This is a genomic window from Micromonospora globbae (genome assembly GCF_036184225.1).
Lineage (GTDB): Bacteria > Actinomycetota > Actinomycetes > Mycobacteriales > Micromonosporaceae > Micromonospora > Micromonospora globbae.
Genome location: NZ_CP108084.1, coordinates 1,311,428 through 1,325,180, shown reverse-complemented (window position 1 = coordinate 1,325,180; position 13,753 = coordinate 1,311,428). Strand labels below are relative to the sequence as shown.

The 13,753-nt window shown below is 76.4% G+C and carries 13 protein-coding genes; 5 read left to right on the top strand and 8 right to left on the bottom strand.

What is annotated here, in order from left to right:
* Positions 1-20: 20 nt before the first annotated feature.
* The 3 genes from OG994_RS05880 to OG994_RS05870 form a co-directional block, all read right to left on the bottom strand.
* Positions 21-1,553 (bottom strand): pyridoxal phosphate-dependent decarboxylase family protein, encoded by a 1,533-nt coding sequence (locus tag OG994_RS05880; protein WP_328852460.1) that lies wholly within the window; start codon positions 1,551-1,553, stop codon positions 21-23.
* Positions 1,554-1,680: 127 nt separating this feature from the next.
* On the bottom strand, positions 1,681-2,526 hold the full coding sequence (locus OG994_RS05875; RefSeq protein WP_328852459.1) for a siderophore-interacting protein: 846 nt from the start codon (positions 2,524-2,526) through the stop codon (positions 1,681-1,683).
* Positions 2,526-3,557, bottom strand: a complete 1,032-nt coding sequence (locus OG994_RS05870; protein WP_328852458.1) for an ABC transporter substrate-binding protein — start codon at positions 3,555-3,557, stop codon at positions 2,526-2,528. The genes OG994_RS05875 and OG994_RS05870 overlap by 1 nt, the downstream gene beginning before the upstream one ends.
* A 215-nt stretch (positions 3,558-3,772) precedes the next feature.
* Here OG994_RS05870 and OG994_RS05865 point away from each other — a divergent pair, with 215 nt between their 5' ends.
* The 5 genes from OG994_RS05865 to OG994_RS05845 all read left to right on the top strand — a co-directional run bounded on the left by OG994_RS05865 (position 3,773) and on the right by OG994_RS05845 (position 9,284).
* On the top strand, positions 3,773-4,720 hold the full coding sequence (locus OG994_RS05865; RefSeq protein WP_407942566.1) for a FecCD family ABC transporter permease: 948 nt from the start codon (positions 3,773-3,775) through the stop codon (positions 4,718-4,720).
* Positions 4,717-5,745, top strand: a complete 1,029-nt coding sequence (locus OG994_RS05860; RefSeq protein ID WP_328852457.1) for a FecCD family ABC transporter permease — start codon at positions 4,717-4,719, stop codon at positions 5,743-5,745. Before OG994_RS05865 ends, OG994_RS05860 begins: the two co-directional genes overlap by 4 nt.
* Before the next feature lie 110 nt (positions 5,746-5,855).
* Positions 5,856-6,644, top strand: a complete 789-nt coding sequence (locus OG994_RS05855) for an ABC transporter ATP-binding protein (protein WP_328853672.1) — start codon at positions 5,856-5,858, stop codon at positions 6,642-6,644.
* On the top strand, positions 6,641-8,698 hold the full coding sequence (locus OG994_RS05850; RefSeq protein ID WP_328852456.1) for a penicillin acylase family protein: 2,058 nt from the start codon (positions 6,641-6,643) through the stop codon (positions 8,696-8,698). Before OG994_RS05855 ends, OG994_RS05850 begins: the two co-directional genes overlap by 4 nt.
* Entirely contained in the window at positions 8,688-9,284 is a 597-nt protein-coding gene (locus OG994_RS05845; protein WP_328852455.1) for a GNAT family N-acetyltransferase, read from the top strand. The genes OG994_RS05850 and OG994_RS05845 overlap by 11 nt, the downstream gene beginning before the upstream one ends.
* Positions 9,285-9,357: 73 nt before the next feature.
* On the opposite strand, the gene OG994_RS05840 is transcribed toward OG994_RS05845, so the two are convergent.
* The 5 genes from OG994_RS05840 to OG994_RS05820 all read right to left on the bottom strand — a co-directional run bounded on the left by OG994_RS05840 (position 9,358) and on the right by OG994_RS05820 (position 13,716).
* A complete protein-coding gene (locus OG994_RS05840; RefSeq protein WP_328852454.1) occupies positions 9,358-10,227 on the bottom strand; it encodes a S1 family peptidase in 870 nt (289 codons plus the stop codon).
* A 79-nt stretch (positions 10,228-10,306) separates the two neighbouring features.
* Positions 10,307-11,137 carry a metallophosphoesterase family protein gene (locus tag OG994_RS05835; protein WP_328852453.1) on the bottom strand — a complete coding sequence of 277 codons (831 nt, stop codon included), beginning with the start codon at positions 11,135-11,137 and terminating at the stop codon, positions 10,307-10,309.
* A gap of 161 nt (positions 11,138-11,298) precedes the next feature.
* Positions 11,299-11,871, bottom strand: a complete 573-nt coding sequence (locus tag OG994_RS05830; RefSeq protein WP_240032720.1) for a nucleosidase — start codon at positions 11,869-11,871, stop codon at positions 11,299-11,301.
* Between the two features lie 112 nt (positions 11,872-11,983).
* Positions 11,984-12,859, bottom strand: a complete 876-nt coding sequence (locus tag OG994_RS05825) for an SMP-30/gluconolactonase/LRE family protein (RefSeq protein WP_328852452.1) — start codon at positions 12,857-12,859, stop codon at positions 11,984-11,986.
* Positions 12,850-13,716 carry a hypothetical protein gene (locus tag OG994_RS05820; protein ID WP_328852451.1) on the bottom strand — a complete coding sequence of 289 codons (867 nt, stop codon included), beginning with the start codon at positions 13,714-13,716 and terminating at the stop codon, positions 12,850-12,852. The genes OG994_RS05825 and OG994_RS05820 overlap by 10 nt, the downstream gene beginning before the upstream one ends.
* Positions 13,717-13,753: the final 37 nt, after the last annotated feature.

The window sequence follows — 13,753 nt, the reverse complement described above, 5'->3', positions numbered from 1 at the left end:
CTCCCGGGGGATCACGGTGGTCAGCCGACCTGGCAGGCCAGCTCGGTCCGCTCGCGCACGTACCGGCCCGCGTGCTCGGCGATGAGCTGGATCACGTGCCCGACGTCGTCGAGGGTGGTCTCGGGGTTGAGCAGGGTGAACTTGAGGAACTGCCGGCCGTCCACGGTGGTGCCGGCGATCAGCGCGGCGCCGCTCGCGGCCAGCGCCTCCCGCGCGTACAGGTTGGCCGCGTCGGCCAGGCCCCGGCCCGGGCCGGTGGGCAGGTACCGGAACACAACGGTGCTCAGCGGCGAGCGGGTCACCACCTCGAACCGGGGGTCCTCGCTGATCAGCTCCCAGGCGCCGGCGGCCCGCTCCACCACCTCGTCGAAGAGGGCCCCCAGCGCGTCCGGGCCCATGACGCGCAGGGTGAGCCAGAGCTTGAGGGCGTCGAAGCGGCGGGTGGTCTGCAGGCTCTTGTCGACCTGGTTGGGGATGCGCTGCTCGACCATCCGGGCCGGGTTGAGGTAGTCGGCGTGGTAGGTGGCGTGGCGCAGCACCCGCCGGTCGCGGACCAGCACCGCGCTGGAGCTGACCGGCTGGAAGAAGGACTTGTGGTAGTCGACGGTCACCGAGTCGGCCCGCTCGATGCCGTCGAGCAGGTGCCGGCGGGTCGGCGACACCAGCAGCCCGCAGCCGTACGCGGCGTCGACGTGCAGCCACACCCCGGCCGCCGCGCAGATCGCGGCGATCTCGTCCAGCGGGTCGATCGAGCCGAAGTCGGTGGTGCCGGCGGTGGCCACCACGGCCATCACCACCGAGCCGTCGCGCCGGCAGCTGTCGAGTTCGCGGCGCAGCGCGGCCGGGATCATCCGCCGCTGCGCGTCGGTGGGGACGGTCACCACCGCGTCCGCCGCCAGCCCGAGCAGCTTCGCCGACTTCTGGACGCTGAAGTGCCCGGCCGTCGAGGTGAGCACGCGCAGCCGGGGCAGCAGGTCCCGGCGGGCGTCGTGGCCCTGCGCGGCCGCGCAGGCCTCCTCCCGGGCCAGCAGCAGCGCCTGGAGGTTCGACTGGCTGCCGCCGCTGGTGAAGACGCCGTCGGCGGCGGGGCCGAGCCCGATCCGCTGCGCCGTCCAGTCGACGAGCCGCCGCTCGATGAGTGTGGCGCCGGCGCTCTGGTCCCAGGTGTCCAGCGACGAGTTCACGGCGCTGAGCACCGCCTCGCCGAGCAGGGCGGGGATCACCACGGGGCAGTTCAGGTGCGCCAGGTAGCGGGGGTGGTGGAACCAGACGGCGTCGCGCAGGTAGACGTCCTCCAGTTCGTCGAGGGCCGCGCCGGCGTCGCCGAGCGGCCGGTCCAGGTCGATCCCCGCGACCCGCGGGGCCAGCTCACCCGGTGCCACGCCGGTGAACGGCCGGTCGGCGCCGGCCACCCGCCGGGCCACCCGGTCGACACCGTCGGCGACGGTGGCGCGGTAGCGCGCGACGGTTCCGGCGTTCAGCAGGTGGGCCCGGGCGGCCGACGGGCCGGGTGGGGCCGCCGGGGCCTCGGCGGTACGTCCCGACAGACTCATGGGCAGGTCCTCCACGCTCGGTTGCGGACGGTGGATGCCGGGCAGGCGGCATCGGCCGCCGGGGTGCGGCGGCGGGGCGGGACGGTGGCCGTGCGGGCGCCTGCCCGCACGACCGGTGCGGGGGTGGTCAGGCGGCCACGGCGTGCGCCTCGGCGCGGAGGGCGTCCTCCGAGGCGCCGCGGCGCCAGTAGCCGGAGAAGGTGACGCGGCGCCTGTCGACGCCGCGTTCGTTCACGAGGTGCCGGCGCAGCGCCCGGACCATCGACGACTCGCCGGCGATCCAGGCGTACGGGGTGGGGACGGCCGGCAGCCGGGCGGCCCGGACGGCGTCGACCAGCAGGCCGCTGCCGGGCGGGGTGGCGCCCCGGACGATCCAGCTCACCTCGGCCTGCGCCTCGGTGGGTAGCCGCTGGATGTCGGCGGCGTCGGGCACCTCGACGAAGGCCCGGACGCGGGCGCCGGCGGGGAGCCAGTCCAGGATGCCGCCGACCGCCGGCAGCGCGGTCTCGTCGGCGGCGAGGAGGATCAGCCCGGTGTCGTCCGGCGGCTGGAAGCAGACGCTGCGGTTCTCGGGGACCGCCGGGCCGAGCAGGACCACCCGGTCGCCCCGGCGGGCGCGGTTGGCCCAGCGGGTGGCCGGGCCGGTGTCGCCGTGGCTCACGAAGTCGATGTCCACCTCGGCGGACTCCGGGCGCTGCGCCCGGACCGTGTACGAGCGCATGACCGCCCGCACGTCCGGGTCGAGCGCGCGGTACGCGCCGAACCAGTCCTCCCCCTCCTCGACGGGGACGACCGGGGCGGCCTGGCCCGGGTGCGGCAGGAACAGCGAGACGCTCTGGTCCCGGCCGCCGCCGGCGAACCCGGCCAGGTCGGGTCCGCCGAAGGTGACCCGGATGGTGCTGGCGCCGATCCGCCGCACGCCCGCGACCTCGGCGGTGTAGAAGCGGTACTGGAGGGCGAGAGCCGTCCCCATCAGCTGACCTTCTTCGCGGACCGGATGGCGGTGGCCAGGTTCTCCAGCAGCGGGGCGGCGCCCGCGTACGAGAAGCGCGGCACCGCGTCCCACGGCGTGACCTGGTTGGCCTTGACCGCCGGCAGCTGCCCCCAGGTGGGCTTGGCGGCGAGGTCCTTCGGCTGCAGGGCGGTGCTGCGGTTGTCGAGCAGGATCAGGTCGGCGGGGAACTTGCCGGCGTTCTCCCAGCTGAGCGCCTCGAAGTAGTCGCCCGACTCGAGCTTGGTGGGCACCACGATGTCGACGCCGAGTTCGGCGAAGTACATGAGGTCGGTGCTGACCTTCGGGTTGGAGACGTAGAACAGGTCGGGGCTGCCGGAGGCGGCCATCACCTTGAGGCCCGGGTTGGCCTTCACGGCCTGGCGGACCGACTCGGCCGCCGCCTCGAAGCGCGCCTTCGCGTCGGTGACCTTCTTCGCCGACAGGTCCGCGCCGAGGGACTCGGCGAGCTGCGCGTACCGCTCGATCGGCGTGGTCATCGGCACGCGGGCCGTGGTGATCGCCACGCTGGGCGCCAGCGGAAGGATCTTGTCCTTGCTCTCGTCCGGCACGTACCAGAGCGCGCCGGGGTCGTACATGTGGGTGACGAGCAGCTCGGGGCGCAGGGCCGCGTACTTCTCGACGCTGAACTCGCCCCACACGTTGCCGAGGATCTCCACGCTCTCGACGTTCAGGTCGCCGGCCTGCGGGTCGGCCGTGCCGTCGGCGCGCTTCGTCTCCCCGAACACGCCGACGATCTGCTTGTCGAGTCCGAAGTCGACGAGCGCGGCGGCGGTGCCGGTGAAGGCCACGACACGGGTCGGGCGGCTCGCGGCGCTCACCTTCTCGTTGCGGTCGTCGGTGAACGACCAGGGCCCCCCGCTTCCGCTCGCGTCCGGTTTGGCGGAGTCGCCGTCGCTGCCGCAGCCGGCCATGAGGAGGGCGAAGGTGGCGGCCCCGCCGGCCAGGAGGCCACGACGGGAGAGGCGACGTGCGGACAGGGAGTCAGGCATGGCGGAGTCTTTCCATCGGGGTCGAGCGACCGTGGACAGCGCGGTTAGGTTAACCTAACCTAAATCGCTGTCAAGTCGCGTTCGGCGTTTCTCTCACCCCGGAGCCCACACTGTCCGTCCTCCAGTCATCAGCGCCGAGTGTCGGCGCGGCGGAGTCCCCGCCCCCGGCCCGGCGCGGCCGGAGCGCGCTGCGGGGCGTCGGCCTCGCCGCCGCGGTGGCGCTGCTCGCGGCCGTCGCCGTGCTCAGCGTCGCGGTGGGCGCGAAGCAGCTTCCCGTCGCCGACGTCTGGTCGGGCCTGTGGCACCCCGACGCGGCCGAGTACGCCGTCGTCCACCAGATGCGGCTGCCGCGGACGCTGCTCGGCCTGCTCGCCGGCACGGCGCTCGGCCTGGCCGGCGCGGTCATGCAGGCGCTCACCCGCAACCCCCTCGCCGATCCGGGGCTGCTCGGCATCAACGCCGGGGCCTCCGCGGCGGTGGCCACGGCGGCGCTGCTCGGCGTGACCGCGCTCAACGGGTACGTGTGGTTCGCGCTGCTCGGCGCGGCGGCCGTCACCGCGCTCGTGTACGCCGTCGGTGGCGGGCGGGGAGCCACCCCGGCCCGCCTCGCGCTGGCCGGGGCCGCGCTCAACGCGACCCTGTACTCGTACGTGAGCGCCGCCATGCTGCTCGACGCCGCCTCGCTGGACCGGCTGCGCTTCTGGACGGTCGGCTCGCTGGCCAGCGCCGACGCGGCGACCGTCCGCCGGGTGGCCCCGTTCGTCGCCGCCGGGCTGCTGGTGGCGCTCGCCACCGCCCGCCCGCTCAACGCGCTGGCCCTCGGCGACGACGCGGCCCGGGCGCTCGGCGCGCGTCCGGCGCTGATCCGGGCGGCCGTCATCGCGGCGGTCACGCTGCTCTGCGGCGCGGCGACCGCCGCCTGCGGCCCCATCGTCTTCGTCGGCCTTCTCGTGCCGCACCTGGTGCGCGCCGTCACCGGGCCCGACCTGCGCTGGCTGCTGCCGTACTGCGCGGTGCTGTCGCCGGTGCTGCTGCTCGGCGCCGACGTGCTGGGCCGGGTGCTGGGCCGCCCCGGCGAACTCCAGGTGGGCATGGTGACGGCCGTGCTCGGTGGCCCGCTCTTCCTCTGGCTGGTGCTGCGCAGGAGGGTGGCCCGCCCGTGACCGTGCTGCGTACCCCGGGCGGGCTCTCCCTGCGGTTCCGCCCCCGCGCGCTGGTCGTCGGCGCCGGCTGCGCCCTGCTCGCCGCCGGCCTCGGCGTCCTGGCCGTCGCCGGCGGCGACTACCCGATGAGCCCGGCCGACGTGCTGCGCACCCTCACCGGCGGCGGCACCCCGGCCGAGGAGTTCATCATCCACGAGCTGCGGCTGCCCCGGCTCGTCACGGCCCTGCTGGTCGGCGCGGCCCTGGCGCTGGCCGGCGCGGTCTTCCAGTCGCTGGTGCGCAACCCGCTGGGCAGCCCCGACATGCTCGGGTTCACCCAGGGCGCGTCGACCGGCGCGCTCGTGGTGGTCGTGCTGGGCGGCAGCAGCCTCGCCCTGTCCGGCGCCGCGGTGGCCAGCGGGCTGGCCACCGGCCTGCTCGTGTACGCCCTCGTCGCCCGCACCGGCGTGCACGGCTACCGGCTGGTCCTGGTCGGCATCGGCCTCAACGCGATCCTCACCGGGATCAACGGCTACCTGCTCACCCGGGCCCCGCTGATGGACGCCGCCCGCGCGGTGCTCTGGCTCACCGGCAGCCTCGACGGGCGGGGCTGGTCCGACGCCACCCCGCTGCTCGTGGTGCTCGCGGTGCTCACCCCGCTGGTGCTGCTCGGCTGCGGTCCGGCGCTGCGGATGATGGAGATGGGCGACGACACGGCCGCCGCGCTCGGCGTCCCCGTACGGCGGCTGCGCCTCGTGCTGCTCGGCGCGGCGGTGCTGCTGGTCGCCTTCGCGGCGGCGGCCGCCGGGCCGGTGTCGTTCGTGGCGCTCACCGCCCCGCACCTCGCCCGGCGACTCACCCGCTCCCCCGGGCCGAACCTGCTCCCCGCGATGTGCGTGGGCGCCACCCTGCTCGTGGGGGCCGACCTGCTGGGGCAGCGGGTGTTCGCCGACCACCAGCTCCCGGCGGGCGCGATCACCGGCGCCGTGGGCGGGGCGTACCTGGTGTGGCTGCTGGCGGTGGAACGAAGGGCCGGGCGGCTGTGAGCGCGAGGAGTGAACCTGCGAGCCCCGCGAACACCGACGGCGCGGTGACGTACGACGAGAACGGAGCACCACTGATGGAGGCCGGCACCTCCCGCCTGAGCGGCACCGGGATGACCCTCGCCTACGACCGGCGCACCATCGCCGAGGGGTTGACCGTCGCCGTCCCGGACCGGTCGTTCACGGTCGTCATCGGCCCCAACGCGTGCGGGAAGTCGACGCTGCTGCGGGCGCTGTCCCGGATGCTGAAGCCCACGGCCGGCGCGGTGCTGCTCGACGGCGAGGACATCCACCGCCGGTCGGCCCGCCAGGTGGCCCGCACGCTCGGGTTGCTGCCGCAGTCGTCCATCGCGCCGGACGGCATCACCGTGTCGGAGCTGGTGGCGCGGGGCCGCTACCCGCACCAGGGCCTGCTGCGGCAGTGGTCGCGCGAGGACGAGCGGGTGGTCGAGGCGTCGATGGCCGCCACGGGCGTCGACGACCTCGCCGACCGGGCGGTGGACGAGCTGTCCGGTGGGCAGCGCCAGCGGGTGTGGCTCGCCATGGCCCTGGCCCAGCAGACGCCGCTGCTGCTGCTCGACGAGCCGACCACCTACCTCGACATCGCCCACCAGATCGAGATCCTCGACCTCTGCGCCCGGCTGCACGAGGAGCAGGGGCGCACCCTCGTCGCGGTGCTGCACGACCTGAACCACGCCGCCCGGTACGCCACGCACCTGATCGCGATGCGCGACGGCCGGGTCGTCGCCGCCGGCCCGCCCGGCGAGGTGGTCACCGCCGAGCTGGTGGCGGAGGTCTTCGGGCTGCCCTGCCGGGTGATCGACGACCCGGAGACCGGGACGCCGCTGGTCGTCCCGTCCGCCCGGCGGCGGGCCACGACCCTCGCCCCGGAGCCGGCGTGACCGTACGCGTCCTCCGCGACCCGTGGGGCGTCCCACACCTGCGCGCGGCCGACGCCCACGCGCTCGTGGTGGCGCAGGGCCGGGTGACGGCGTACGACCGGGCGTGGCAGCTCGAGGTGGAGCGGCACCGCGCGCAGGGCACCAGCGCGTCGTTCCTCGGCGCCGGGGCCGTGGGGTGGGACCGCTTCGCGCGGCAGGCGAGGTTGGCCGACACGGCCCGCCGCTGCTACGCGGCGCTCGATCCCGCCACCGCCGCCTGGGTACGCGGCTACGTCGACGGGGTCAACGCCGGGCTGCCCGCCGGGGCCGCCCGGGCACCCGAGTTCGCCGCCGTCGGGCTGGCACCCGGCCGGTGGGAGCCGTGGACGCCGCTGGCCGTGTGGCTGTCCCACCACGTCCTCTTCGCGAACGTGCCCACGAAGCTGTGGCGGGAGCACGTCGCCGGTCGGCTCGGCGAGCGGTGGATCTCCCTGTTCGCGGCCGACTCGCCGGCCACCGCCGGCAGCAACGGCTGGCTGCTGGCCGGCGACCGGACGGCCTCGGGCGCAGCGCTGCTCGCCGGTGACCCGCACCGGTTCATCGAGGACCCGGGCGTGTACCAGCAGATCCGGTTGGCCTGCCCCGAGTACGACGTGGTCGGCCTGGCCGTTCCCGGGGTGCCCGGCATCGCCCACTTCGGGCACACCGGCGGCGTGGCCTGGGCCATCACCAACGCGATGGCCGACTACCAGGACCTCTACGCCGAGCGGTTGCGCCGCCGGGGTGGCGCCGTGGAGGCGTACGGCCCGGACGGCTGGGAGCCGGCCGCCGCGCACACGGAGGTCGTGGAGGTGGCCGGCGGCGGCCCGGTCGAGGTCGAGGCCGTGGAGACCGCGCGGGGGCCGGTGGTCGCCGGCGGCCCGGACGACGGGACGGGAATCAGCCTGCGCCACCCGCCCCGGGTGCGGGCCGACCTGGGCTTCGCCGCGCTGCCGGCGCTGCTGCGCACCCGCACGGTGGCCGACGTGGACGCGGCGGTCGACCACTGGATCGAGCCGGTCAACGTGCTCCAGGCCGCCGACACCGCCGGTGGGCTGCTGCACCGGGTGGCCGGGGCCGTGCCGCTGCGGCACCCGGCGAACCGGCTGCGCGTGGTGCCCGCCTGGGTGCGGGAGCACGCCTGGCGGGGCTGGTACGCCCCGATGCCCCGCGCCGAGGTGCGCGGCCGGGCGGTGATGGCCAACGCGCGTGAGCTGGCCGCGCCGCTCGGGGTCGAGTTCGCCCCGCCGTACCGGGCGGACCGGATCCGCGAGCTGCTCGACGCCGGATCCGACTGGACGGCCGAGGCGATGGCGTCGGTGCACACCGACACGCACCTCGGCGCGGCGGAACCGCTGCTGGCCCGGCTCGGCGCGCTCACCGGGCTCGGTCCGGCGGCCACGGCGCTGCGCGACCGGCTGCTGCGCTGGGATCGCCGGATGGCCGCCGACAGCCGCGACGCCGCCGCGTACGCGCTGGTCCGGGCCGCCCTGGTGCGGCGGGTCGCGGCGCACCCGGCGCTGGCCCCGCTCGCCGACCCACCGGCGTACCCCGAGGTGTTCCAACCCTGGCTGGCGCTCACGCCGCGGGTGGCCCTCGCGCTGGAGGCGGTGCTGGCCTGCGGGCTGCTGCCCGACGGCGACCCGGAGGCCCTGGTGCGCGCCGCCGTCGAGGAGGTGGCCGGCGCGTACGCCGACGGTCCGCCGCCCTGGGGTGAGCTGCACCGGCTCGCCCCGTGGCGGGCGCTGCCCGGGCCGGACGAGGGCGCCGGCCCGCCGCTGGCGGGTGACCACGACTGCGTCCTCGCCACCTCCAGCACGCCCGGGGTCACGCACCACTGCCTGCGGGGGCCGGCGGCGCGCTTCGTGTGGGACCTCGGGGACCGCTCGCGCAGCCGCTGGGTGGTGCCGTTCGGCGCCGCCGGGGCGCCCGGCCACCCGCACCACCGGGACCAGACGCCGGCCTGGCTGGCCGGCGACCTGCTGCCGGTGACCACCGACTGGGACCAGCTCACCGAGGAGCGCGATGTCCACTGACCCGGCCGACGCCGCCACCCGGGCCGGCGCTGACGCGCGGCACCACGACGACCGGCTGGTCGCCGGGCTCGGGCGGGTCACCATCCGTCCCGTCGACCCGGACCGCGACGCCGACCTGCTGCACGGCTGGGTGACGCAGGAGCGGGCCCGGTTCTGGGGCATGCGCGACGCCAGCCGGGAGCGGGTCCGGGAGATCTACGCGTACCTGGACTCGCTCACGACGCACCACGCCTACCTCGTGCACCGGGACGGGCGGCCGGCGGCGCTGCTGCAGACGTACGAACCGGCCGCCGACCCGGTCGGCGCCTGCTATCCGGGGCGGCCGGGGGACCTCGGGCTGCACCTGCTCGTGGGCCCGCCGGAGCGGGTCGAGCCGGGGTTCACCGGGCGGCTGCTCGGCGCGCTGCTGGATTTCGTCTGGGCCGACCCGGCCCGGTCGCGGCTCGTGGCCGAGCCGGACGCGCGCAACGAGAAGATGATCGCGCGGCTGCTGCGGACCGGATTCCGGCTCGGCCCCCTCGTCGACCTGCCGGACAAGCGCGCCCGGCTGCTCTTCCTCGACCGGCCGCCCGTGGGTGGGTCGTGAGGCGACCGCGTCGGCAGGGCCCCCTCCACCGGGTCCGCTCGGGAGGGGGCCTGCTCGCCCGGGCCGGTCGCCGTCAGGGGATGGTCAGCCCGTACGCGGCGAGGATCTCGCCGATCGGCTGGTAGAAGCTCGTGCCGCCGCTGGTGCAGTTGCCGCTTCCGCCGGAGAGGAGACCGATGATCCGGCCCGTGGCGGCCACGTAGAGCGGGCCGCCGCTGTCGCCCGGTTCGGCGCAGATGTTGGTGCGGATGAGGCCGTACACGGCACCCTCGGCGTAGTTGACCGTCTGGTTCAACGCCGTGATGACGCCGCACCGCACACCGGTGGTGGACCCGCTGCGGCAGACCGCCAGGCCGATGGTGGCGCTGGCGGTGCCGGTGACGGTGAGCAGGCCCGGGTAGGTGTACACGGCGCTCGGGTGGGCGACGGTGCCGGTGTAGCGCACCACGCCGTAGTCGTTGCCGGGGAAGCTGCTGCCGGTCCGCACGCCGAGCACGGTGGCGCCGGCGGGGTCGGCGTACCAGGTGCCGGCGATGCTGGCGCAGTGTCCGGCGGTGACGAAGTACCAGGTCGTGCCGCTGCGTACGTTGGCGCCGAGCGAGCATCGGCCACCGCCGCCGTAGATGGCCTGTCCACCCGCGATCAGGGTGCTGAGGCGCCCGGGTTCGTGGCGGAGCACGGCGCCGGCCCGGGCCGCGGTGTCCCGCAGCGCGGCCAGGTCGCGGCCGGTGACGGTGTCGTCGACGGTGAGGGTCATGCGGCCGGTGGCCGGATCGAGGCCCCAGGTCGTGCCGGCGGTGTGGATCTCGGCGAGGATCCGGGCCGCGGCGGCCGGGTCGGGCCGGGCCTGCGCGGCGGCCGGGTCGGGCCGGGCCTGCGCGGCGGCCGGGGTGCCGACGAGTAGGGCGGTCAGGACGAGGACGACGAGCGGGAGTCGACGCATCGGACCTCCAATCAATCGTTGATTGTCGATGCGTTCCCAGCATCCGCCCGGCCGGCGGGGTCCACAAGCCCCGGTGCTCTCAGGGCGCGGGCAGCACCACCCGGGGCAGGGCGGGGGTGCCGCGGGGACGCCACTCCCGCGGGTAGCCCAACGACACCTCCTCGAAGCGGACGCCGTCGTGCCAGGTCGTCCGCGGGATGTGCAGGTGGCCGTAGACGACGGCCGTCGCGCGGAAGCGCAGGTGCCAGTCGGCCGTGCGCGTGGTGCCGCACCACTGGGCGAACTCCGGGTGGCGCAGCACCCGGGTCGGCTCGCGGACCAGCGGGAAGTGGTTGACCAGCACGGTCGGCAGGGTCGGGTCGGTGGCGGCGAGCCGCCGCTCGGTCCACGCCACCCGGGCCGCGCACCAGGCGTCCCGGCTCGGGTACGGGTCGGGGTGTAACAACACCTCGTCGGTGCAGATCACCCCGGCGTCGTACGCGCGGCGCAGCGACTCCTCCTTCGTGGACGTCCCGGGTGCGTGGAAGGAGTAGTCGTAGAGCACGAACAGGGGCGCCACGATCACCGGGCCGCCCGGGCCGGACCACACCGGGTACGGGTCCTCGGGAGTGTGCACGTCCACCTCCCGGCACATGTCGACCAGCGCCCGGTACCGGGCCTCGCCCCGCAGCGGGACGGGATCGTCGCGCAGTGTCCACAGCTCGTGGTTGCCGGGCGCCCAGACCACGGTGGCGAACCGGTCGCGCAGCGACGCCAGGGTGTCGCGGACGTCGGCCACGCGCTCGGCCACGTCACCGGCGACGATCAGCCAGTCGTCGTCGGACTCGGGGCGCAGCCCGTCGACGATCGCGCGGTTGTCGGCGTACCGCACGTGCAGGTCGCTGACCGCGAGGAGCCGGCCCCCGCTCACCGCGCCCGTCCCCCGTCGGCGAGGCCGCGCCCACCGAACCGTCGTACCCGCACGCCCGCACCCCCGGCTCCCACCCGCGTGATCATGACGTTAGCGGCAGCGGCACCGGCGTGTCGCCCCCGCCAACCTCATGATCGCCGGGGTGGCGGGGGTCGGGGCGCTCAGGGCAGCTCGTGTCTCACCCAGGCGGCGAGGTCCCGGGCGCAGTCGTCGACGGCGTCCCGCCAGGCCCGGTCGGCGCCCTCGCCGGCCTCGTCGCTGACCCGCTTGACCATCCGGCAGGGCACGCCGGCGCGGGCCGCCGCCCAGGCCACCGCGTACCCCTCCATGTCGACCAGGTCCGCCCGGCGGGCGAGCCGGGCCCGGGCGTCCTCGTCGGCCACGAACGTGTCGCCGGTGGCGAGCACCGCGGTCCGCGTGCCGAGGGTCAGCGGCGCGCCGTAGACCTGGCCGGTGAGGGTGCGCAGCAGCTCGGTGTCGAGGTCGTGCTGGAGCACCGTGCCGATCTCGTGGAGGCCGGCCCACCCCGGGCGCAGCGCCCCGGCGGTGCCGAGGTTGAGCACCAGGCTCGGTTTCGGGCCGGACGCCAGCACGGTCGCCACCGCGGTCGCCGCGTTGACCTTGCCCATGCCGGTGAGCAGCACCGGCAGGTCGTCGCCGAGATGCGCGGCCTCCTCCTGCACGGCAAGCACCAGCAGCGGCGCGTCGGCCCGGATCTCACCCCGAAGAATCACGGGGCGCATCGTACGGTCCGGCCGGGTCGCGGCCGCGGGCGGACGCCGGCGCGGCGACCGCCGTCACCCGGGGCGGCGTCACCCCGCCGGGCACCGGCGCGGGCGTCCACGGTCAGCCGGCGGCGACCGGCGCGGCGGGGCGTCCGGCGACCGGCACGTCCACGGCGAGCAGCGCGCCGTCGAGCGGCCCCGGGTCGGCCAGGCCGTACCGGGCGGTGGTCACGAACAGCCGGTGCAGGCCCGGCCCGCCGAGGCAGACGCTCGTCGGCTGCGCGGCGGGCAGCCGGACCTCGCGGTCCAGCGTGCCGTCCGGCCGGTAGCGGCGCACCGCGGCGCCGCCCCACAGCGCCACCCAGAGGTGGTCCTCCGCGTCCACCGTCATGCCGTCCGGTGCGCCCTCGGCGGGGTCGAGCCGCAGGAACGGCGCACGGTCGCCGAGCGCCCCCGTGGCGGGGTCGACGGTGAAACGGTCGACGTGCCCGCGCGGGGTGTCGGCGAGGTACAGGGTGGCGCCGGCGCCGTCGAACGCGGGACCGTTGGCGATCGTCAGCCCGGTCACCACCGGCACCGGGGCGGCGCCCGGGTCCATCCGGTAGAGGGAGCCGCCGCCGGGCACCCCCGCGTACGTCATGCTGCCGGCCCAGAACCGGCCCCGCGGGTCGGCGGCCCCGTCGTTCATCCGCGCCGGCTCGCTCCGGCCACCCTCCAGGTCGGCGACCGGCCGCCGCCCACCGTCGGCCGTCAGGCGGACGACGCCGGTGCCGGCCGCGGCGAGCCACTCCCCCGGCCGTCCCGCCACCGGCGCGACCGCCCCCAGGGGCACGTCCAGCCGCAGCAGCTCGGCCAACGGCGCGGGACGCGCGGCGTCGGTGGTGAGCAGCCGCCCGGCGAGCAGGTCGACGAGGACCAGGCGGTCGTCCACCCAACGGGCTCCCTCGCCCAGCTCCAACCGGTCGTCGCTCCACGCGGTCGGCTCGGTCAGCTCCATCTCTCCTCCTCGTGGCGCGGCGGGACACCCGGGGCGGGCCGGTCCGGTGCGGTGGCCGGCCGGTGGGCGGAGACGGTCAGCCGCCAGGCGACCTCCCCGGTGGACGGCACGGTCGCGGCGTCGTCCGGCCCGGCGTCGGCCAGGTCGAAGGCCGCGCCGAGCATCGGTTCGACGCCGACGCTGCGGTAGGGGCGGCCCTCGGGCCAGCCCCGCAGGTTGCGCCAGAGCCCGAGGCCACGAGGCTGGTCGGCGCACTCCAGCTCGAACGTCAGCGCGTCGGGCGGGTCGACGACCCGGACCCGGGAGCAGCCCACGAGCACCGCGCCGACGGCGGTGCCGTCGTCGGGACCGAGCGCGTCCAGCGCCAGCCCGGCCGGCGCCGGCCAGTCACCGGTCAGCCAGGGCCGTCCCGACGGCCACGCACCGGGCGGCAGCGACGCGGCGGCCTCCGGATGCAGCCGGGTCGGGGTGCCGGCGGGCGCGTCCAGGCGGGCGGCCGGCGACAGGTCGAGCAGGGCGTGCGCCGCCCAGAGGAACCGGTAGCCGGGGTCGGCGGCGAGACGGTAGTCGGCCACGACGGCCCCGGAGCGTACGGCGATCCGGCGGGTGAGGGTGAAGCGCGGGCACTCGACGACCGCCTCGCCGGGGCCGGTGTCGCGCCACGGCCGGGACCAGGCGTCCCCGTGGTCGGGCGTGCCCCGCACGGTGGGCACGCACTCCTCCAGCCCGCCGGCGTCCACGAACGCCGCGCCCGGCGACACCGTGTCGCGGCCCGGCTCCGGCCCCCGCCAGAGCCACTCCCTCCCGCCGCCGCACAGGCTCGTCCAGCGCCCGCCCAACGCCGTGTCGACGTCCACCCGCAGCGGCACCGTCCCCGGTGGAACCGCACCGGAG

What these genes read in the sequence shown, in the direction of transcription:
- OG994_RS05880 (WP_328852460.1), bottom strand. Translation starts at nt 1,553, where the DNA reads ATGAGTCTGTCGGGACGTACCGCCGAGGCCCCGGCGGCCCCACCCGGC.
- OG994_RS05875 (WP_328852459.1), bottom strand. Translation starts at nt 2,526, where the DNA reads ATGGGGACGGCTCTCGCCCTCCAGTACCGCTTCTACACCGCCGAGGTC.
- OG994_RS05870 (WP_328852458.1), bottom strand. Translation starts at nt 3,557, where the DNA reads ATGCCTGACTCCCTGTCCGCACGTCGCCTCTCCCGTCGTGGCCTCCTG.
- OG994_RS05855 (WP_328853672.1), top strand. Translation starts at nt 5,856, where the DNA reads ATGACCCTCGCCTACGACCGGCGCACCATCGCCGAGGGGTTGACCGTC.
- OG994_RS05845 (WP_328852455.1), top strand. Translation starts at nt 8,688, where the DNA reads ATGTCCACTGACCCGGCCGACGCCGCCACCCGGGCCGGCGCTGACGCG.
- OG994_RS05840 (WP_328852454.1), bottom strand. Translation starts at nt 10,227, where the DNA reads ATGCGTCGACTCCCGCTCGTCGTCCTCGTCCTGACCGCCCTACTCGTC.
- OG994_RS05825 (WP_328852452.1), bottom strand. Translation starts at nt 12,859, where the DNA reads ATGGAGCTGACCGAGCCGACCGCGTGGAGCGACGACCGGTTGGAGCTG.